Genomic DNA, 19,379 nt, shown 5'->3' with positions numbered 1-19,379 from the left:
GCCGGGAAGGGTGGAAAGACTCCCAGGAGTGGCGGTCAGCGGAGGCCGGCGGCGCGTTCGGCGGACTCGACCACGTTCGTCAGCAGCAGCGCCCGGGTCATCGGGCCGACACCACCGGGGTTGGGGGCCATGAACCCCGCGACCTCGGCGACGTCCAGGGCGATGTCACCGGTCAGCCTGCTCTTGCCCGTCTCGGGGTCGAGCACGCGGGAGACGCCGACGTCGAGCACCGCGGCACCCGGCTTCACGTTCTCCTTCGTGACCAGACCCGGCACCCCGGCGGCGGCGACGATGACGTCGGCCCGCTTCAGGTGGCTCGCCAGGTCCCTGGTCCCGGTGTGGCACAACGTGACCGTCGCGTTGGGGTGGCGACGGGTCAGCAGCAGCCCGATGGGGCGACCGACCGTGACCCCGCGACCCACGACGACGACCTCGGCCCCGTCGAGCGGGACGTCGTGGCGCAGCAGCAGATCGATGACCCCGCGCGGGGTGCACGGCAGCGGGGAGGTGATCTCCTCGCGCACCCGCAGCACCAGTCGGCCGAGGTTCGTCGGGTGCAGCCCGTCGGCGTCCTTGTCCGGGTCGACCATCTCGAGCACGCGGTTCGCGTCGATGCCGTCCGGCAGCGGCAGCTGGACGATGAACCCCGTGCACTCCGGGTTCGCGTTCAGCTGGGCGATCTCGGACTCGATCTCGGCCTGCGTCGCCGTCGCCGGCAGCTGGACCTGGATCGAGGCGATGCCGACCTCGGCGCAGTCGCGGTGCTTGCCGCGGACGTAGCTGGCCGACCCCGGGTCGTCGCCGACCAGGACCGTGCCCAGGCCGGGGACGATGCCGTGCTCGCGCAGCACGGCGACGCGTTCGGCGAGGTCCGCCTTCACCGCCGCCGCGGCGGCCTTGCCGTCGAGGATCGTCGCCGTCACAGGAAGCCCTTGTTCGACGGGTACAGCGGGAACTCCGCGGTCAGCTTCGCGACCCGGGCGCGCAGGGCGTCCGCGTCGAACTCCGGCTTGAGCGCGAGCGCGATGACGTCGGCCACCTCGGTGAACTCCGCCGCCCCGAAACCGCGGGTCGCGAGCGCCGGGGTGCCGATCCGCAGGCCGGAGGTGACCATCGGCGGACGCGGGTCGAAGGGCACCGCGTTGCGGTTGACGGTGATGCCGACCTCGTGGAGGCGGTCCTCGGCCTGCTGGCCGTCGAGCTGGGAGTCGCGCAGGTCGACGAGCACGAGGTGGACGTCGGTGCCGCCGGTGAGGACGGACACGCCGGCCTCCTTCGCGTCGGCCGCGGTGAGGCGCTCGGCGACGATCTTGGCGCCCTCGAGGGTGCGGCGCTGACGCTCGGCGAACTCCTCGGAGCCCGCGACCTTGAAGGCGACGGCCTTCGCGGCGATGACGTGCATCAGCGGGCCACCCTGCTGGCCCGGGAAGACCGCGGAGTCGATCTTCTTCGCGAACTCCTGCTTGGTCAGGATCAGGCCCGAGCGGGGCCCGGCGAGGGTCTTGTGCACCGTGGAGGTGACGACGTCGGCGTACGGGACGGGGCTGGGATGCAGACCGGCCGCGACGAGCCCGGCGAAGTGCGCCATGTCGACCATGAGGTGGGCGCCGACCTCGTCGGCGATGGAGCGGAAGGCCGCGAAGTCGAGCTGGCGGGGGTAGGCCGACCAGCCGGCGATGATGAGCTTGGGACGCGACTCCAACGCGACGGCGCGCACGACGTCCATGTCGACGCGGAACGTCGTCGGGTCCACCCCGTAGGACGAGACGTCGTACATGCGGCCCGAGAAGTTGATCTTCATGCCGTGCGTGAGGTGACCGCCGTGGGCCAGCTCGAGGCCGAGGATGCCGTCGCCGCCGCGGATGAAGGCGTGCATGGCGGCCGCGTTGGCGGTGGCGCCGGAGTGCGGCTGGACGTTGGCGTGCTCGGCGCCGAAGAGGGCCTTGGCGCGGTCGCGCGCGAGGTCCTCGGCGACGTCGACGTGCTCGCAGCCGCCGTAGTAGCGCTTGCCGGGGTAGCCCTCGGCGTACTTGTTGGTGAGGACGGACCCCTGCGCCTCGAGGACGGAGCGCGGGGCGAAGTTCTCGCTGGCGATCATCTCGAGGGTGTCGCGCTGACGGCCGAGTTCGGCGTCGAGCACTGCGGCGATCTCGGGGTCGACCTCCGACAACGGTCGGTCGGTGACACCGGAGCCACTGCCGGAGGTGGAAGTCGGGTTGGTGGGCTGGACGTCGGTCACGTTCGCTCCTCGGACGGCGGCGTTGGTGGCGACGCGAGGCCCAGGCGGACGACCCCGTGAACGGCGGGACCCGCCCGTTCGGACGGTGCCCGTGGCCGCTCCCCGGTGGTGACCCACCCAGCGCCAGTCGCGGCCGAGCTCAGGTTAGCCCAGGAAGGACCCTGCCCGGGCCCCGGAGAGGGGTCAGCGCGGGATGGCGGAGTCGAGGACGGTGCGCATCTTGGCGGCGGTCTCCGCGACCTCGAGGTCGGGGTCGGAGCCCTGCACGATCCCGGCGCCGCCGAAGACCCGCAGCCGACGCCCGCTGACCTCGGCGCAGCGCACGGCGACGACCCACTCGCCGTCCCCGTGCACGTCCTGCCAGCCGACGGCCCCGGCGTAGCACCCGCGGTCCAGACCCTCGACCTCGTCGATCACCCGCATGGCCGCCGCCCGCGGGGACCCACCCACCGCGGGGGTGGGGTGCAGGGCCGAGACGAGGTCGACGGAGGTGGTGGCGGTGTCGGTGAGCAGCGCGCTGATCCGCGTCGCGAGGTGCCACACGGCCGGGGTGGCCATGAGCTCCGGCTCGGGGGTGGTGATGGTCCGGCAGAACGGCGTCAGCGCCTCGACGATGGCGTCGACGACGAAGGCGTGCTCGCGGCGGTCCTTGTCGGAGACCATCAGGGCGTCGGCCCGACGCACGTCCTCGTCGGGTTCCGGGGAGCGCGGGATCGACCCCGCCAGCGGGCGCAGCAGCACGCTCGGGCCCCGGCGCCGCAGCAACAGCTCCGGACTGGCGCCGACGAGCCACCGGGCCTGGCTGTCGGCGGGGTCGTCGAGGGGGACGGCGAGCGTCGTGGCGGCGGGGTTGCGGGCGACGAGCTCGGCGACGAGTTCGGGCACCGACCAGTCGTCGAGGGCTTCGAGTTCGAGGGTCCGGGCCAGGACGACCTTGTCGACCTCACCGCTGGCGATGCGCCCCAGGGCGGTCCGCACGGCGTCGGCGTAGCCGGAGGGTGAGGGACGGGGACGGCTGCGCGCGACGGTGACCTTCCGGCGGCCACCGGTGAGCGGCAGCTGCAGCGGGCCCGGGGTCGTCTCCCCGACGCCGAGGCGCAGGGCCCCGGGCGTGCGCAGGTCGAAGGGGACGGCGCCGGCGACGATGACCCCGGCGGGAGCGCCCTCGAGGGCCGCGACGGTGCGCCGGAGCTGTTCCAGTCCGCTGACGCCGGGGACGAGCGGCCGGGGTCCGTTCTGGACCAGGGTGGACTTCTCGCCGGAGAAGACGGTGGCCCCTGCGCGCACCGCGAGAGCTGCCGCCTCGGGTTCTGACACGTCTGCAGCCTAGGCTCACGTGTCGTGAGCACGCGCCCGAGGGTCCTGACCCTGTCCTGCCCCGACCGCCCCGGCATCGTCCACGCCGTGACGGGAGCCCTCGTCGCCCTCGACGCCAACATCACCGAGAGCCAGCAGTACGGGGACCCCGACACGGGCCTGTTCAACATGCGGGTGGCCTTCGACGCCGCCGCCGGTGAGGAGGCGCTGCGCGCCAACCTCGAGGTGGTCGCGGCGCGGTTCGGGCTGACCTGGAAGCTCTCGGCCGCCGACGAGCCGATGCGCACGCTGGTGATGTGCTCCAAGCAGGGCCACTGCCTCAACGACCTGCTCTTCCGCCACCGTTCGGGCGGTCTGCCCATCGAGATCGCGGCGGTCGTCTCCAACCACACCGACCTGGCCCCGCTGGCGGAGTTCTACGGGATCCCGTTCGTGCACGTCCCGGTCACCACGGGCGACCCGGCCTCGAAGGAGGCGGGCGAGGCGCGGCTGCTGGAGCTGGTCGAGGAGCTCGACGTGGAACTCGTCGTGCTGGCCCGGTACATGCAGATCCTGTCGGACAACCTGTGCCGCAACCTCTCCGGCAAGGCCATCAACATCCACCACTCGTTCCTGCCGAGCTTCAAGGGCGCCAGGCCGTACCACCAGGCGCACGCCCGGGGCGTGAAGATCATCGGGGCGACGGCGCACTACGTGACGGCCGACCTCGACGAGGGCCCGATCATCGAGCAGGAGATCGAGCGCGTCGACCACCGCCACTCCGCGAACGAGCTGGTGCGGCAGGGGCAGGACGTCGAGGCGCGGACGCTGGCCCGCGCGGTGCGCTGGCACGCCGAGCACCGCGTGCTGATGGACGGCAACCGGACCGTGGTCTTCCGCTAGGACTGCGGAGCCCGCCGAGTCAGCGCCCCCGGCCGCCGAAGCGGAAGGGGATGGGGATCGGGCCGATGCAGCAGACGCCGCTGGTCTCCATCGGGGCGAGCAGCGCCACGGCGCGGTAGCAGGCGAGGAAGCGGACCGCGCTCGGCAGGACCGCGCGCAGCACCCCGTCGCGGTGCACGTGCTCGCGCACGGCCACCGAGCAGGAGGCGCCGCCGTGGGCGAGGCGGTGCGCGCAGGAGTAGCCCTTGCGCGGCGACAGGCTGCGCTGGTACCTCCCGATGGCGGTCTCGACGAGTCGTCGGGGGGCGTTCGACAGCTCCATGGCGCCACGCTAGGACGGTTCGCCGCGGGCGGCACGTCCACCGGGAGGCGGTTCCCGGCGACCTGCGGCACCTTGGGTCCGTGAGCGGAACCGCGACCTCCCCACCGTCCTCCCGAGTGCGCCGCGCGGCGTGGCTCGGGGTCCTCGTGGGCGGGGTCGTGGCCTACGTCGTCCTGCTCGACGTCATGGTCCGCACCCGGAACCTGAACTACTTCCCCTCCCTGCTGCTCGTCGGCGCGATCACCGTCCCCATGACGGTGCTCGTCTTCGCCGAGAGCGGGGGCCGTCGCATCCCCGTCCGCGGTGGAGTGGTCGCGGCGACCGCGATCGCCGGCGGCATCGTGGGCACGGTGGCGGCAGGGGTCCTGGAGTACCGGGCGGAGCGCGAGCTCGGCGCGGGGGCGATGCTCCTGGTGGGCTTCATCGAGGAGGCCGCGAAGCTCGTCGTCCCCCTCCTCGTGCTGCTGGTGACCCGCCCGCGCGACCCCCGCGGCGGGATCGTGGTGGGCGTGGCCTCCGGGATGGGCTTCGCCGCGCTGGAGACCATGGGGTACGGGTTCCAGGAACTGCTGCGGGCCGGGAACCTCGCCGCCGTCGAGGACACCCTGCTGCTGCGGGCCCTGCTCTCCCCCGCCGGGCACGTGGCCTGGACCGGGCTCACGGTCGCGATGCTGTGGCGCGTGCCGACGGCCGCGCACCGGGGCCGGGCCCTCGTGAAGTTCGTCGGGGCCTACCTCGCGGCCGTCGTCCTGCACACCGTCTGGGACGACTCCAGCGCCCTGTCCGTCCACGTCGTCGTCGTGGTGGTGAGCGTCACCGTGCTGCTGGTCCTCACCCACCGGGCCCACGTCGACCGGGCCCCGCGGGACCGCCTCACAGCCAGCCGCGCCGCTTGAAGATCGTGTAGAGGGTGACGCTGAGCGCCAGCATCAGCAGCAGCGCCAAGGGGTAGCCGAGGACCCAGTTCAGCTCCGGCATGTGTGTGAAGTTCATGCCGTAGACGCCGCCGACGAGACTGGGCGCGAACAGGATCGCCGCCCACGAGGAGATCTTCTTGACCTCCTCGCTCTGGGCGTAGCTGGCCTCGGTGAGCGAGCGCATCTCCTCGTTCTGGCGCTGTCCGACGAGGGTCGCGTTGACGGTGAGGATGTCGCGCAACTGGCTGCGGTAGTTCTCCAGCCGCTCCACGGCGACGGTCACGTGGTCGGCCACGTCGCGCAGGTAGCGCTGCAGCTCCTCGTCGACGCGGTACTTCTGGAACCCGCCGCTGAGCCCGGCCAGGATCGCCGGCAACGGGGTGACCGCGCGCTGGAAGTCCGAGACCTCCTGGGACAGCTCGTAGATGCGCCGGGACACGGTCGGGTCGCCCGTGAAGACCTGGGTCTCGATCTCGTCGATGTCGTTCTCCAGGCCGTGCAGCACCGGCCCGTAGCCGTCGACGACGGCGTCGAGGATCGCGTAGAGGACCGCCTCCGTCCCCCGGCCCAGCAGTTCCGGGTCGGCCTCCATGCGGCGGCGCACGTCGGACAGGCTCGGGGACTCGCTGTGGCGCACGGTGATGAGGAAGTCGCGGCCGATGAAGAGGTGCAGTTCACCGAACTCCACCTCCTCGCGCTCGTCGAGGTAACGGGCGGCGCGCAGCACGACGAACAACGTCGCGCCGTAGCGCTCCAGCTTGGGCCGCTGGTGGGCCAGGACGGCGTCCTCGACGGCGAGTTCGTGCAGGTCGAACTCCGCGGCGAGGGTGTTCAGCTCCTCCTCGGCGGGGCGGTAGAGCCCCATCCAGGCGATGCGCCCCTCCTCCTCGCGCAACGAGGTCAGGGTGTCGGCGAGGTCGCGCGGCGAGGCCACCCGCTCGCCGTGGAGGTAGACGCCGCTGTCGACGAGGCTGCTGCCCCGGGTCTCGGCCTTGGCGGGGATCGCCCCGTCGAGGGAGAGGTTGCGTGAGGGAGGGGCCATCCCACGACGTCCCATCGACGGCAACGACAGTCGGCGCTTGGCCATGGGCGGACCTCCGGCGTTCCCCCGGCCTCGCGACCGGGACGTGTGGTGCAGCAGCAGCCAGTGTGCCGCCCCCCGTGCTCCCGCGGTTCCAGACCCTGAACTGATTCGTACTGTGGTGAGGCTAACCTCTTAAGCATGACTCTCCCTCCCTCGATGAGCCGTCGGGCGCTGCTGGGTGCCGGCGGCGGGGTCGCCGGGCTGTGGGCGCTCGCGGGCTGCAGCACCGACGGGTCGAGCGCCGCCCCTTCCGCCCCCGCGTCGACCGCCTCCGCGAGGGTGGGGACCTGGGTGACCCCCCGCGTCCTGCCCGACGGCTGGGGCAGCGGCGAGGACGACGGGGTGTTCCCGCGCACCGTCGTCCACGTCCTGGGGTCGACGGTCGTCGCGACCGCCCCCACCCGGGTCGCCGTCCTCTCGACCGGGCAGGTGGACGCGGCGCTGACCCTCGGGGTCGTCCCCGCCGGTTCGACCGCGGGCGACGGTGCGGACCGGGTCCCGGACTACCTGCTCGACCTCTTCCCGGACGACCGGGCGGCGCTCGAGCAGGTCGCGGACCTCGGGGAGCGCACCGAACCGAACCTGGAGGCGCTGGCCGCCCTCGCCCCGGACCTGATCCTCGTGAACTCCGCGGCCAAGGACGCCGAGCAGCTCCTGGGCACGCTGTCGGCGATCGCCCCGACGGTCGTCACCCGGGGCACCGGGCTGTACTGGAAGCAGGACTTCCAGCTGCTCGCCGACGCCCTCGGCCGGCGACAGCAGGCGCAGCGCTGGCTCACCGACCACCAGGAGCGGGCCGCCGGGCTCGGGGCCCGTCTCTCCCCCGTCCCCACCGTCTCCTTCCTGCGCAGGAACGGGGACCGGACCCGGGTGTTCGGCGTCGCCTCGTTCAGCGGATCGGTGGCCGAGGACGCGGGCCTGGGACGGCCGCCGACGCAGAGCTTCACCGACGACACGTCCCGCGACCTCAGTCCCGAGCAGCTGCCCCTCGCCGACGCGGACTGGTTGTTCTTCGGCGTGCAGGGCGGCGACGTGACGGAACTGACCTCGCTGCCGTTGTGGGACCCGCTGCCCGTCGTGACCGCCGGGAGGGCCGTCGAGGTCGACGACGACGCGTTCTACCTCAACACCGGCCCCACGGCCGCGCGGCTGGTGCTGGACGAGCTCGAGGCCACCCTCCCGGCGTGACCCTCAGGCCAGCAGCCGTTCCCGCAGCCGGTCGAGCAGGTCGCCGGCCGCGCCGTGCGCCAGGGCCCAGCCCGCGGTGCCGCCCGCGTGCGCGTCCCACACGTCGAGGACCGCCGCCAGCGCCTCCACGGGGGCCGTGAAGTACTCCGCCGGCAGCGGCGAGAGGTCGGCCCCCGCGGGCAGCGGTGAGCTCGCCAGCAGCCGCCGCACCACCTCGGGCATCGCCTGGGTGGTCAGGGCGAAGTCGGCCAGCACGGCCTCGCGGGGCACGTCGAGCAACCGCAGCACCAGTGCGACCACCAGTCCGGTGCGGTCCTTGCCCGCGGCGCAGTGCACGAGCACCGGAGCGGGCCCGGAGGCGACGAGCGCCACGGCCCGCAGCAGCCCGGTCCCGGGTTCCAGCATCGAGCGGTAGACCTCGACCAGGGGGCGGCGGCGCTGCGCGTTGGCGCCCGGGTCCCCCGCGTGGTCGAGCAGCGCGACGTGGTGCACCCCCGCCCCGGGCAGCGGGTGCGGGCCGGCGGGGATCTCCGCGGCCGAGCGCAGATCGAGCACGGTCGCCGGGGGCCAGGTCGTCACCTCACGCGGCGGACCGTCCCCCGCCAGGGGCTGGGCGCTGCGCCACAGCACGTCCGGGCGCAGCCGCGCGTCGGCGTGGGCGACGTCGCGCAGGTTCGCGACCTGCTCGCTCACCGGGCGACCCCGTGCGCCAGCCCGGTGACGAACTCGGCGAGGAAGGCGTCGCGGTCCACGTCGGTGACCGCCGTCGCCGGGGCGAGGGCGAGGTCCCGGGGCAGCGCGGGCGGTGTCCCGTCGGGGAGTTCGAGCAGGCGCGCACGGGTCGCGAACCCGTTGCTGGTCACCGCAGCGGGCGCGGTGACCCGACGCGTGACGAGCTCCGGGTGGACGAGGACGGCGGCGGCCAGCGGGTCGTGGACCGGCGCGACCCGACGGCCCCACTCGTGGACGTAGAAGCGGTAGTAGGCGTCGAGGACGTCGGCCGCGAAGGTGCCCCACGCGGTACCGGCGTGCCGCAACGACGAGGTCATCGCCTCGTCGAGGACGACCGTGCCGGTCACGTCGACGCCGACCATCGTGACGGTGTCGTCGGCGGGACGGGCGGCGCTGAACAGGACGCGCGCGGCGTCGCCGTCGTTCTGGATGTTCGCGTCGATCATCAGCGAGCGGCCGAGCGGCTGGTACGGACCGGAACCGCCCATGATCGTGACGCTGCGGACCTTGGACAACAGGTCGGGGTCCTCGCGCAGGGCGAGGGCGAGGTTGGTCAGCGGCCCGAGGGCGAGGACGTCGTAGCGGCCGGGGGCGTCGTTGGCGAGCGCCACGATCTGCTGCGCCGCAGTCCGTTGCGTGGTCTGCGGGTCGGGACGCTCGAAGCCGAGGTCGCCGAGGCCGTCGTCGCCGTGGACGTAGCCGGCGATGTGCGCCTCGCCCCGCAAGGGTCCCGCCGCGCCCCGGGAGAGCGGGACGTCCGCCAGGCCCGCCAGCCGCAGGACGTGGGCGGCGTTGCGCAGGGAGTCCTCGACGTGGCAGTTGCCGTAGACGGTCGTGACCGCGGCGATGTCGGCCCGCGGCGACCCCGCGAGGTGCAGCAGGGCCAGGGCGTCGTCGAGGCCGGTGTCGGTGTCGACGATCACCTGGCGGCGTTCGGGGGTCTCGGTCACCGGCCGAGTCTCCCAGAACGACTTCTGGGGAGCTCTCCACCCTTCCCGTGGTGCGGAAGGGTGGAGAGCTCCCCAGAAGTTGAGAGGCGGGACTCAGGCGAGGCGGGACGCGAGGTTCTCGTCGAGCGAACCGAGGAACTCCTCGGTCGTCTGCCAGGCCTGCTCGGGGCCGACGAGGGCCGCGAGGTCCTTGGTCATCTTGCCGCTCTCGACGGTCTTGATGACGACGTCCTCGAGGGTCTCGGAGAACCCGATGAGCTCGGGGGTCGAGTCCAGCAGACCGCGGTGCGCGAGGCCCCGGGTCCAGGCGTAGATCGACGCGATCGGGTTCGTCGACGTCGGCTTGCCCTGCTGGTGCTGGCGGTAGTGGCGGGTCACGGTGCCGTGCGCCGCTTCGGCCTCGACGACGGAGCCGTCCGGGGTCGAGAGGACCGACGTCATGAGCCCGAGCGAACCGAAACCCTGTGCGACGGTGTCGGACTGGACGTCACCGTCGTAGTTCTTGCAGGCCCAGACGTAGCCACCCTCCCACTTCAGGGACGCGGCGACCATGTCGTCGATGAGGCGGTGTTCGTAGGTGATGCCCGCCGCGGCGAACTTGTCCTTGAACTCGTTCTGGAAGACCTCTTCGAAGATGTCCTTGAACCGGCCGTCGTAGGCCTTGAGGATCGTGTTCTTCGTCGAGAGGTACACCGGGTAGTTGCGCGAGAGCCCGTAGTTCAGCGACGCGCGGGCGAAGTCGACGATCGAGGCGTCGAGGTTGTACATCGAGAGCGAGACGCCGGCCCCGGGGGCCTGGAAGACCTCGTGCTCGATGGGCTCCGAGCCGTCCGTGGGCGTGAAGGTCACCGTCAGGGTGCCCGCGCTCGGGAACGTGAAGTCGGTGGCGCGGTACTGGTCGCCGTAGGCGTGACGGCCGATGATGATCGGCTTCGTCCAGCCCGGCACCAGGCGCGGGATGTTGGAGATGATGATCGGCTCGCGGAAGATGACCCCGCCGAGGATGTTGCGGATCGTCCCGTTCGGGGACCGCCACATCTTCTTGAGGCCGAACTCCTCCACGCGCGCCTCGTCCGGCGTGATCGTCGCGCACTTCACGCCGACGCCCGCCTTCTGGATGGCGTGGGCCGCGTCGATCGTCACCTGGTCGTCGGTCGCGTCGCGGTGCTCGACGCCGAGGTCGTAGTACTCCAGGTCGACGTCGAGGTACGGGTGGATCAGGCGGTCCTTGATGAACTGCCAGATGATCCGGGTCATCTCGTCGCCGTCGAGCTCGACGACCGGTCCCTGAACCTTGATCTTGGCCACTGTGCTGTCCCCTCCGACTTCACCCGGCTGCATGGAGCTCTTTCTCGACGTCAAGCTACCGGTCCCCGCCCGCGTTCCTGCCACGGCACCCCCGCGGTCCCGTACGCTGCCGCCCCGTGAGCAGTCTCGAGACCCCCCACGACCTGCGGACGACGGCGGGTCAGGTCGCGGCGCTGCACGACCGGACCGACGCGGCCGTGCACGCCGCCGACGAACGTGCCGCCGCGAAGCAGCACCCGCGGGGCAAGAAGACCGCCCGCGAGCGCATCGCGGCGCTGGTGGACGAGGACTCCTTCGTCGAGCGCGGCGGCTTCGTCCGCAGCCGCTCGACGGCCTTCGGGATGGCGGCCAAGCACGTCGACGGCGACGGGGTCGTGACCGGCTACGCGACGGTCGACGGTCGTCCCGTCTGCGTCTACGCCCAGGACTTCACGGCCTTCGGCGGCTCGCTGGGCGAGGAGCACGGCGCCAAGATCGCCGAGCTGCAGGACTTCGCCGCGACGACGGGCTGCCCCGTCATCGGCATCAACGACGGCGGCGGCGCGCGCATCCAGGAGGGGGTCGCCTCCCTGGTGCAGTACGCCCGGATCTTCCGCCGCAACGTGCACGCCTCGGGCGTCGTCCCGCAGATCTCGCTCATCCTCGGTCCCTCGGCCGGCGGCGCCGTCTACTCCCCCGCCCTCACCGACATCACCGTGATGGTCGAGGAGACCTCGCACATGTTCGTGACCGGCCCGGACGTGATCCGCACGGTCACCGGCGAGGACGTCGGCTTCGAGGAGCTCGGCGGCGGGCGCACCCACGCGACCCGTTCCGGCGTCGCGCACCACCTGGCGGAGTCCGAGGACGACGCGATCGCCTACGTCCGCGAGCTCCTGTCCTTCCTGCCCTCGAACAACCTCTCCGAGGCGCCGCTGCTGCCGGCCGAGCACGTCCGCGGCCTGCACGTCGACGAGGAGGACCTGTTCCTGGACGAGATCGTCCCGAACTCCCCCAACCAGCCCTACGACATGACGGCGGTGCTGGCCGCCGTCCTCGACGACGGCGAGTTCCTCCAGGTCCACGAGCTCTTCGCCCCCAACGTCCTCACCGGTTTCGGCCGGGTCGAGGGCCGTCCCGTCGGCATCGTCGCGAACCAGCCCTCCCAGCTCGCGGGGACCCTGGACATCGACGCCTCCGAGAAGGCCGCCCGGTTCGTCCGGTTGTGCGACGCGTTCAACGTCCCCGTCCTCACCTTCGTCGACGTCCCGGGCTTCCTGCCCGGCACCGACCAGGAGTGGAACGGCATCATCCGCCGCGGTGCGAAACTCCTCTACGCCTACGCCGAGGCGACGGTCCCGCTGGTCACGGTCATCACCCGCAAGGCCTACGGCGGCGCGTACATCGTGATGGGCAGCAAGGAGATGGGCGCCGACGTGTGCCTGGCCTGGCCGAGCGCGCAGATCGCCGTGATGGGCGCCCAGGGCGCGGTGAACATCCTGCACCGCAGCACCTTGAAGGAGACCGCGGAGGCCGGTGGGGACGTCGAGGCGAAGCGCCGCGAACTCGTCGACGACTACGAGCTGCAGCTGGCCAACCCCTACGTCGCCGCCGAACGCGGCTACGTCGACGGGGTGATCGCACCGAGCGAGACGCGGGTCCAGGTCGTCCGGGCCCTGCGGGCGCTGGCCACGAAGCGCGCGACGCTGCCGGCCAAGAAGCACGGGAACATCCCGCTGTGACCGGCGACGACCCGCAGGCCGTCCGGGAACTGCTGACCGCGCTGCGCATCGAACGCGGCCACCCCGAGCCGGAGGAGCTCGCGGCGCTGACCGTCGTCCTGACGTCGCGGTTGTCGCAGCCGTCGGCACCGGACGGGATCCCCCCGGTCCCGGCCCCGCGCTCGCGCTGGGCCGACCCGCGTCACGTGCTCGGTCTGCCGCCGGTGCCCGGCCGGGGCAGCTGGCGGGCCAGCGCCCTCCCCCGCTGAGGGGTGGCGGTGCGTCTGCGGGAGCGTGTCGGAGCTCTGACCTACCGTCGTGCCCATGGCGTCGAACGGGAGCTCGAACCGCGGGGTCGGGGTGGGCGCGGTGCGTGAGGTGCGCTTCGTGCACACCGCGGACTGGCAGCTGGGCATGACCCGGCACTTCCTCGACGCCGACGCCCAGCCCCGCTACACCGCCGCCCGCATCGACGCCCTGCACCGCATCGCCGAGGTGGCCCGCGAGCACGGGGCCGAGTTCGTCGTCGTCTGCGGTGACGTCCTGGAGTCCAACGCCGTCGGGCCGCGGGTCCTGTCCCGCACGCTGGAGGCCCTGCGCGCGTTCAGCGACGTCGGGGTCCCCGTCTACCTCCTCCCCGGCAACCACGACCCGCTCGACGCGAGCTCGCTGCTCGCCTCCCCCGCCGTCCGCGACACCCCCGGCGTGCACGTCCTCGACACCGCCGGCCCGCACGAGGTCCGCCCGGGCGTCGAGCTCGTCGCGGCCCCGTGGACCTCCAAGCACCCGACCGGGGACCTGCTCGCGCAGGCCACCGAGGGCCTCGTCGCCGACGGCACCCTGCGCATCGTCGTCGGGCACGGCGCGGTCGACGAGCTCTCCCCCGACCGCGACGACCCGGCGCGCATCGCGCTGGCCCCCCTCGAGGAGGCGATCGCGGACGGGCGCATCCACTACGTCGCCCTGGGCGACCGGCACTCCACGACGCAGGTCGGACGGTCCGGGGCGGTCTGGTACGCGGGCACCCAGGAGGTCACCGACCGGCTGGAGACCGACCCGGGCAACGTCCTCGTCGTCGAGGTCGGCGACGCCTCCCCGCCCAAGGTCGAACCCGTCCGGGTGGGGCGCTGGGCGTTCCCCCACGTCCGCGCGGAACTGGACTCCGCGAGCGACGTCGAGGCCCTGCGCCGGCAGCTGGAGTCGTTGCCCGCCAAGGACCGCACCGTCGTCACCCTCAGCCTCACGGGCACGCTCACCGTGGGGGCGAAGGCGACGCTGGACGACCTGCTGGCCGTGCAGGGTGACCTGCTGGCCGGGGTGCAGCACTGGGAGCGCCACAGCGACCTCGTCGTGCGGGCCGACGCCGACGAGCTCGCCGACCTCGGCATCGGCGGGTTCGCCGACGCGGCGGTCGCGGAGCTCTCCGCGCTCGCCCAGGGCGACGGCCCGGACGCCGAGGCCGCGCGCGACGCGTTGTCGCTGGTGTTCCGCCTGGCCGGTGGAGGGACCCGCGCGTGAGGCTCCACCGCCTGGTGCTCGACGACTTCCGCGGTGTCCGGCACCGCGAACTGACCCTGCCCGACACCGGGGTCGTCGTCCTCGAGGGCGCGAACGAGGTCGGGAAGTCCTCGATGCTCGAGGCGCTCGACATGCTGCTCACCGAGAAGCACTCCTCGAAGAAGGCGTCCGTCCTCGCGGTGAAGCCCGTGCACCGCGACGCCCCGAGCGCCGTCGAGGCCGAGATCAGCACCGGCCCCTACCGGTTCACCCTGCGCAAGCAGTGGCACAGCCGGCCCGCGACCACGCTCACCGTCCACCGCCCGCGGCTGGAGCAGCTGACGGGGGACGACGCGCACCGCCGCGTCCGCGACATCCTCACCGAGACCCTGGACACGCGGCTCTGGGACGCGCTGCGGATGCTGCAGGGCGCCTCCCTCGACGCGAGCCTCAGCGGCAGCTCCGCGCTCGCCGCCGCCCTCGACGCGGCCGCCGGTTCCGGCGAGGACCACGACGGGGACGGTGCGCAGACCCTGCTCGACGCTATCGGCGAGCGCTACGCGGAGTTCTGGACGAGCACGGGGCGTCCGACCTCCCGGCACCGCACGTGCGCGGAGGAGCTCGCCGAGGCGCGCGTGGCGGCCACGCACGCCCGGGAGGCCCTCGACCTCCTCGCCGAGGACTCGCGCGAGCACGCCGAACTCAGCGCCGCCCGCCGGACGCTCCAGATCGAGGTGGAGGCCACGACCGCGGAGGCGGAGTCGCTGGTGCAGCTCGTCGCCGACCTCGGCGACCGGCGCTCGAAGCTCCTCGAGGCCCGCACCCGCGCCGAGCACACCCGCCGCGCCCGGGCCGAGGTCGCCGGCGCGCAGGAGCGTCGCTCGCGTGCGGTCGCGGACGTGCACGCCCGGGCGCTCGCGGTCGAGCAGGAGACCACCCGTCTCGCCACCCTGACCCGGGAGGCCGAGCGCGCCCGGGCGGTCGCGACCACCGCCGCGAGCGCCGCCACCGAGGCCGCGCAGGCCGCCGACGACGCCCAGGACGCCGCCGACGGGGCCCAGGACACGCTGCGTCGCAGTCAGGACGGCGCGACGCTGCGGCAGGTGCGCCGGCGGCTCGCCGCCGTCACCACCGCCGCGGAGGAGGTCCGGGCGGCCACCGAGGCGCTCGCCCGGCACCGGGTCGACGCCGCCGCTGTGCGCGCCGTCGAGGTCGCCGCCGACACGGCCGGCGGGTTGCGCGCCCGCGCCGAGGCCGTCGCCGCCCGGGTCGTCGTCGAGGCCACCGCCGTCGAGGTCCTCGTGGACGGCGTCCCCGTCCCGGCCGGCACCGTGGCCGAGCTCTCCGCGACGCGGCCGCTGGAGATCGACGTCGCGGGTTTCGCCGCCGTCCGGGTGCTGCCCGGTGCGGACACCGGTCCCCTGGCCGAGGACCTGGAACGCGCCGAGCGGGACCTCGCGGCGCGGCTGGAGGACGCCGGTGTCGAGGACGTCGCCGCCGCCCGGGCCGCCCACGAGGAGCGCCGCAGCGCGCAGAGCGCCCTCGACCTGGCCCGCGCGCACCTGACCCAGCTGAGCGCGGAGGCCGGTGCGGACGAGCTGCGCGCCGAGGTCGACCGGCTCGCGGCCGACCTGGTGATCGGCGACGGTGAGGTCCCCGACCTGGCTGCGGCCCGGACGCGGGAGGCCGAGACCCGGGAGACGTCGCTGCGCAGCCGCCGCGGGGCCCGTGAGGCGGCCACGACGGCGGCCGCGGCCGCCCGGCACGCCGACGCCCTCGCCGGCGAGCTCGCCACCCGCACGGCCGCTCTCGAGGTCGCCCGCACCGAGGTCGAGGGGGCCGCGCTCCGGCTCGAGCAGTCCCGTGCCGAGCAGGACGACGACGCGCTGGCCCGCGCCCTGACCGCCGCGGACACCGCGGCGGACACCGCCGCGGCGGAGGTCGCCGACCTCGAGGCCGACCTCGCGGCCCGCGACGCCGACGCGACCCTGCGGCGGGCGCAGCAGGTCCAGTCCAGGCTCACCGAGCTGGTGGGACGGCGCGACGGGCTCACCAGCGACCTGCTGCGGCTGGAGGCCCGGCTCTCCGTCATGGGCGGTGAGGCCCGCCAGGAGGTCTGGGACGAGGCGGAGTCCCGCGTCGCCCGCCTCGAGGGGGAACTCGAGAGCCTCACCCGGCGGGCGGCCGCGGCCCGGTTGCTGCGCGACACCCTGGAACGTCACCGCGGGGTGTTGCGGCGCCGCTACGTGTCACCGTTCGCGGACCGGCTCGAGGAACTCGGCCGCACCGTCTACGGCGAGAGCTTCCGCATCGGCCTGGACGACGAACTGCGCATCCTCGACCGCACGCTGGAGGGTCGCACCGTCCCTTACGAGCAGTTGTCGACGGGCGCGCGCGAACAGCTCGCCGTGCTGACCCGGTTGGCGTGCGCGACGCTCGTCGACCCCGCCGACGGGGTCCCCGTCGTCCTCGACGACGCCCTCGGCCACTCCGATCCGCTACGGCTGCAACGACTCGGGGTGGTCTTCGAACGGGTCGCACCCTCGACCCAGGTCCTGCTGCTCACCCCCGGCCCGGGGGTGCACACGTCGATCGCGGGGGCGACCGTCATCCGCCTGGACCCGGAGGTCAGCGGGGGAACTGCTCCCACTGCCACAACATCCACGGACTGAACGGCGAGGGGTCCGCGGCGATCTGCTCGCGGAGCTCGTCGAGGTGGACCCAGCGGAACTCGTCGACCTCGCTCGGGTCGGGGACCAGTTCCCCCGACCCGGTGGCGATGCGCGCGGTGAAGACGGGGCAGACCTCGTTCTCGACGGTGCCGTCCGCCATGACCGCGCGGTAGCGGAAGCTCGGCAGCAGCGACGTCACGCCCTCCACCTCGATCCCGAGCTCCTGGACGGAGCGGCGGACCACGGCGTCCGCGGGCTCCTCCCCCGGACCGGGGTGGCCGCAGAAGGAGTTGGTCCAGACCCCCGGCCAGGTGCGCTTCGTCGCCGCCCGTCGGGTCAGCAGGGTGCGGCCGGCGTCGTCGAGCAGCCAGCACGAGAAGGCCAGGTGCAACGGCGTCGAGGTGTGGTGGACCTGGGACTTCAGCGCGGTCCCGCACGGTGTGCCGTCCTCGGTCAGCAGGACCACGAGTTCGGTCAGATCGGCGGTCGGTGCGAGGGTCACCCCCGAACGGTAAACGGTCTCAGGACCCGTCGCGCGCGAGGAAGGCCGTGACACCGTCGGCGATTCCCCGGGCGGCGGTGGCCCGGAAGTCCGGGTCCGAGACGAGGGCGGCCTCCTCGGCGTTGCGCATGTTGGCCGACTCCAGCAGCACCGACGGCGTCCGCGCGAGGTTGAGCCCGGCGAGGTCGGAACGCCGGGTCAGCCCCGGTTCGACGAGGTCGCCGAGGTAGTCGGCCCGGGGCAGGCCGGTGGCCGTCCCGAAGGACGCGAGCAGGTCCCGCGCCGCGACGTCGGAGACGGCCAGCACGGCCGCGTTGCCGCCGTCGGGGGCGAGCGCGGGTTCGACGACGTGGAACCCGCGGGCGCTCGCCGCGGCCCCGTCGGCGTGGATGGAGACCGTGAGCGCCGCACCGGCGGCGTCGGCGATGGCGGCACGGGCGTCGACGCAGGGCCCGACCCCGGTGTCGTCGTCGCGGGTCAGCACGACGGTGACGCCCCGGGCCCGCAGCAGGTCAGCGGTGCGCAGGGCGACGTCGAAGGCGTAGGCGTGCTCGGGGTAGCCGGCGTCGGTGCTGGTCCCCGTCGTGTTGCAGGGCTTCTCGAAGCCGCCCGCGGGCACCAGTGCGTCGATCGCTGCGGGGTTCGCGGCGTTCCCGCCGTTGTGGCCGGGGTCGAGCACGACGACGGGCGCAGGGGTGCTCGGCGAGGGGGCCGCCACCCGGACCTCGGCGCTCGCGGCGGGCGTCGGTGCGGGGGCCGGTGAGGCGGCGGGCGAGCACGCGGCCAGGAGCGCCGCGAGGGTGATCACGAGGAGTCCCGGTCCGCACCGCACGCACCCAGGGTGCCACGGGCGGGCTGGGTGGTCTTCCGCCACGGCGGTGCACGAGGTGAGCTTCCACCCCCGCGAGTGGGCGCAGCGTCAGGCGGGGACCGGGGTGGTCGCCGCGACGACGGCCTCGTCGAGTTCCGCGCCGAGGTCCAGGTCCTCGCCCGCGACGAGGCGGGCCTCGAGTTCGCGCACCTTCGGGATGACGAGCTCGCCGAACGCCTCGACCTCCTCCTTGACGTGCAGGAAGCCGAGCAGCAGCAGGTCCACCCCGACCAGGCGGTAGGCCAGGATGCGGCGAGCGACCTCGTCGGGCGTCCCGACGAGACCGGTGCGGAAACCGTCGTTGTACTGGACGAGGTCGCGGAACTCGCTGTCGGCCCACATGCCCTTGCCGTCCCTGGTGGAGTTCCCGGCCTCCTGGACGGCGGCGCCGAAACCTTCGACCTTGGTGCGGTCGGCCTTGGCGATGATCTCCTCGAGGACAGCCTCGGCCTCGTCCCGGGTGTCGCGGACGACGGCGAAACCGTTGAGCCCGAACCGCACCGAGCGGCCGTTGCCGGCGGCGAGGGCGCTGACCTCGCGCACCCCGGCGGCGGCGGCGGCGATCGACTTGCCGTTCATGAAGTACCAGTCGCTGACCCGGCCGGCCATCGCCTGCGCAGCCGTCGAGTTGCCACCCTGGAACAGTTCCGGCTGCACCTTGGGCTGCGGGCGGAACGTGATGTCCTCGGCGCTGAAGAACTCACCCTGCTGGCTGTAACCGTCCTCGGTCCACACCCCGCGCAGCAGGGCGATGAACTCCTCGGACTGGCGGTAGCGGTCGTCGTGCTCGTGCCAGGTGACCCCGAGCTGGGTCGCCTCGTTCTTGAACCAGCCGGAGACGACGTTCAGCGCGAGGCGGTTGTCGGTGAGTTCCTGGGTGGTCGCGGCGAACTTCGCGAGGACCCCGGGGTGCCAGAAGAAGGGGTGCACCGCGGCGATGACCTTGAGCTTCTGCGTCGCCAGCAGCAGGGCCAGCGAGAACGACGTCGACTCGTGCTGCGCGTCCGCCCCGTAGGAGGCGAGGTAGCGGACCTGGGTCAGGGCGTACTCGAAACCCACGCGTTCGGCGGCCTGGGCGACGGCGACGTTGTAGGCCGGGTCGTGGCTGGTGCGCTGCTCGATCGTGGAGACGACCAGACCGCCCGACACGTTCGGGACCCAGTAGGCGAACTTCAGCGGCTCGTTCACGGACATGGTG

At 73.3% G+C, this 19,379-nt stretch carries 18 protein-coding genes; 7 read left to right on the top strand and 11 right to left on the bottom strand.

Features of this window, described 5'->3' with window-relative positions:
* Nucleotides 1-35 precede the first annotated feature (35 nt).
* From ACFQ46_RS09635 to ACFQ46_RS09625, 3 genes are all read right to left on the bottom strand, one after another.
* Nucleotides 36-923: a bifunctional methylenetetrahydrofolate dehydrogenase/methenyltetrahydrofolate cyclohydrolase gene (locus tag ACFQ46_RS09635; RefSeq protein WP_380259298.1), complete on the bottom strand. Its 888-nt coding sequence runs from the start codon at nucleotides 921-923 to the stop codon at nucleotides 36-38.
* Nucleotides 920-2,239: a serine hydroxymethyltransferase gene (glyA, locus tag ACFQ46_RS09630; protein ID WP_380259297.1), complete on the bottom strand. Its 1,320-nt coding sequence runs from the start codon at nucleotides 2,237-2,239 to the stop codon at nucleotides 920-922. The genes ACFQ46_RS09635 and glyA overlap by 4 nt, the downstream gene beginning before the upstream one ends.
* Before the next feature lie 183 nt (nucleotides 2,240-2,422).
* Nucleotides 2,423-3,556 (bottom strand): isochorismate synthase MenF, encoded by a 1,134-nt coding sequence (locus tag ACFQ46_RS09625; RefSeq protein ID WP_380259296.1) that lies wholly within the window; start codon nucleotides 3,554-3,556, stop codon nucleotides 2,423-2,425.
* A 24-nt stretch (nucleotides 3,557-3,580) separates the two neighbouring features.
* Between ACFQ46_RS09625 and purU the strand changes: the two genes are divergently transcribed.
* A complete protein-coding gene (gene purU, locus ACFQ46_RS09620) occupies nucleotides 3,581-4,438 on the top strand; it encodes a formyltetrahydrofolate deformylase (RefSeq protein WP_328294780.1) in 858 nt (285 codons plus the stop codon).
* Between the two features lie 19 nt (nucleotides 4,439-4,457).
* On the opposite strand, the gene yidD is transcribed toward purU, so the two are convergent.
* On the bottom strand, nucleotides 4,458-4,760 hold the full coding sequence (gene yidD / locus ACFQ46_RS09615) for a membrane protein insertion efficiency factor YidD (protein ID WP_380259295.1): 303 nt from the start codon (nucleotides 4,758-4,760) through the stop codon (nucleotides 4,458-4,460).
* 80 nt (nucleotides 4,761-4,840) lie between these two features.
* Between yidD and ACFQ46_RS09610 the strand changes: the two genes are divergently transcribed.
* On the top strand, nucleotides 4,841-5,656 hold the full coding sequence (locus tag ACFQ46_RS09610; protein ID WP_380259294.1) for a PrsW family intramembrane metalloprotease: 816 nt from the start codon (nucleotides 4,841-4,843) through the stop codon (nucleotides 5,654-5,656).
* Here the strand turns inward: ACFQ46_RS09610 and ACFQ46_RS09605 are convergent.
* Nucleotides 5,634-6,764 carry a magnesium and cobalt transport protein CorA gene (locus ACFQ46_RS09605; protein ID WP_380259293.1) on the bottom strand — a complete coding sequence of 377 codons (1,131 nt, stop codon included), beginning with the start codon at nucleotides 6,762-6,764 and terminating at the stop codon, nucleotides 5,634-5,636. The genes ACFQ46_RS09610 and ACFQ46_RS09605 overlap by 23 nt on opposite strands.
* 135 nt (nucleotides 6,765-6,899) lie before the next feature.
* On the opposite strand from ACFQ46_RS09605, the gene ACFQ46_RS09600 reads away from it, so the two are divergent.
* Nucleotides 6,900-7,949: an ABC transporter substrate-binding protein gene (locus ACFQ46_RS09600; protein ID WP_380259292.1), complete on the top strand. Its 1,050-nt coding sequence runs from the start codon at nucleotides 6,900-6,902 to the stop codon at nucleotides 7,947-7,949.
* 3 nt (nucleotides 7,950-7,952) lie between these two features.
* On the opposite strand, the gene ACFQ46_RS09595 is transcribed toward ACFQ46_RS09600, so the two are convergent.
* From ACFQ46_RS09595 to ACFQ46_RS09585, 3 genes are all read right to left on the bottom strand, one after another.
* A complete protein-coding gene (locus tag ACFQ46_RS09595) occupies nucleotides 7,953-8,642 on the bottom strand; it encodes a tyrosine-protein phosphatase (protein WP_380259291.1) in 690 nt (229 codons plus the stop codon).
* Entirely contained in the window at nucleotides 8,639-9,631 is a 993-nt protein-coding gene (locus tag ACFQ46_RS09590) for a nucleoside hydrolase (RefSeq protein WP_380259290.1), read from the bottom strand. The genes ACFQ46_RS09595 and ACFQ46_RS09590 overlap by 4 nt, the downstream gene beginning before the upstream one ends.
* A gap of 93 nt (nucleotides 9,632-9,724) precedes the next feature.
* A complete protein-coding gene (locus ACFQ46_RS09585; RefSeq protein WP_380259289.1) occupies nucleotides 9,725-10,939 on the bottom strand; it encodes an NADP-dependent isocitrate dehydrogenase in 1,215 nt (404 codons plus the stop codon).
* A 116-nt stretch (nucleotides 10,940-11,055) separates the two neighbouring features.
* Between ACFQ46_RS09585 and ACFQ46_RS09580 the strand changes: the two genes are divergently transcribed.
* The 4 genes from ACFQ46_RS09580 (at nucleotide 11,056) to ACFQ46_RS09565 (ending at nucleotide 16,808) form a co-directional block, all read left to right on the top strand.
* A complete protein-coding gene (locus tag ACFQ46_RS09580) occupies nucleotides 11,056-12,660 on the top strand; it encodes an acyl-CoA carboxylase subunit beta (protein WP_380259288.1) in 1,605 nt (534 codons plus the stop codon).
* Nucleotides 12,657-12,908, top strand: a complete 252-nt coding sequence (locus ACFQ46_RS09575; RefSeq protein WP_380259287.1) for an acyl-CoA carboxylase subunit epsilon — start codon at nucleotides 12,657-12,659, stop codon at nucleotides 12,906-12,908. The genes ACFQ46_RS09580 and ACFQ46_RS09575 overlap by 4 nt, the downstream gene beginning before the upstream one ends.
* 109 nt (nucleotides 12,909-13,017) lie before the next feature.
* Nucleotides 13,018-14,157: an exonuclease SbcCD subunit D gene (locus ACFQ46_RS09570; RefSeq protein WP_380259471.1), complete on the top strand. Its 1,140-nt coding sequence runs from the start codon at nucleotides 13,018-13,020 to the stop codon at nucleotides 14,155-14,157.
* On the top strand, nucleotides 14,154-16,808 hold the full coding sequence (locus ACFQ46_RS09565; protein ID WP_380259286.1) for an AAA family ATPase: 2,655 nt from the start codon (nucleotides 14,154-14,156) through the stop codon (nucleotides 16,806-16,808). The genes ACFQ46_RS09570 and ACFQ46_RS09565 overlap by 4 nt, the downstream gene beginning before the upstream one ends.
* Here the strand turns inward: ACFQ46_RS09565 and idi are convergent.
* The 3 genes from idi to sfnG form a co-directional block, all read right to left on the bottom strand.
* Entirely contained in the window at nucleotides 16,765-17,310 is a 546-nt protein-coding gene (gene idi, locus ACFQ46_RS09560) for an isopentenyl-diphosphate Delta-isomerase (protein WP_380259285.1), read from the bottom strand. The two genes, ACFQ46_RS09565 and idi, sit on opposite strands and share 44 nt — an antisense overlap.
* A gap of 19 nt (nucleotides 17,311-17,329) precedes the next feature.
* Nucleotides 17,330-18,118, bottom strand: coding sequence for an N-acetylmuramoyl-L-alanine amidase (locus ACFQ46_RS09555; protein ID WP_380259284.1), 789 nt, complete (start codon nucleotides 18,116-18,118; stop codon nucleotides 17,330-17,332).
* A 111-nt stretch (nucleotides 18,119-18,229) separates the two neighbouring features.
* Complete coding sequence (sfnG, locus tag ACFQ46_RS09550; protein ID WP_380259283.1) at nucleotides 18,230-19,375, bottom strand: dimethylsulfone monooxygenase SfnG; 1,146 nt, start codon at nucleotides 19,373-19,375, stop codon at nucleotides 18,230-18,232.
* Between the last annotated feature and the right edge of the window lie 4 nt (nucleotides 19,376-19,379).

The sequence above is a fragment of the Kineococcus sp. GCM10028916 genome (genome assembly GCF_042674865.1).
Taxonomy (GTDB): domain Bacteria; phylum Actinomycetota; class Actinomycetes; order Actinomycetales; family Kineococcaceae; genus Kineococcus.
The sequence above is the reverse complement of the archived record's forward strand: the minus strand, read 5'-3'. Positions and strand labels throughout refer to the sequence as shown.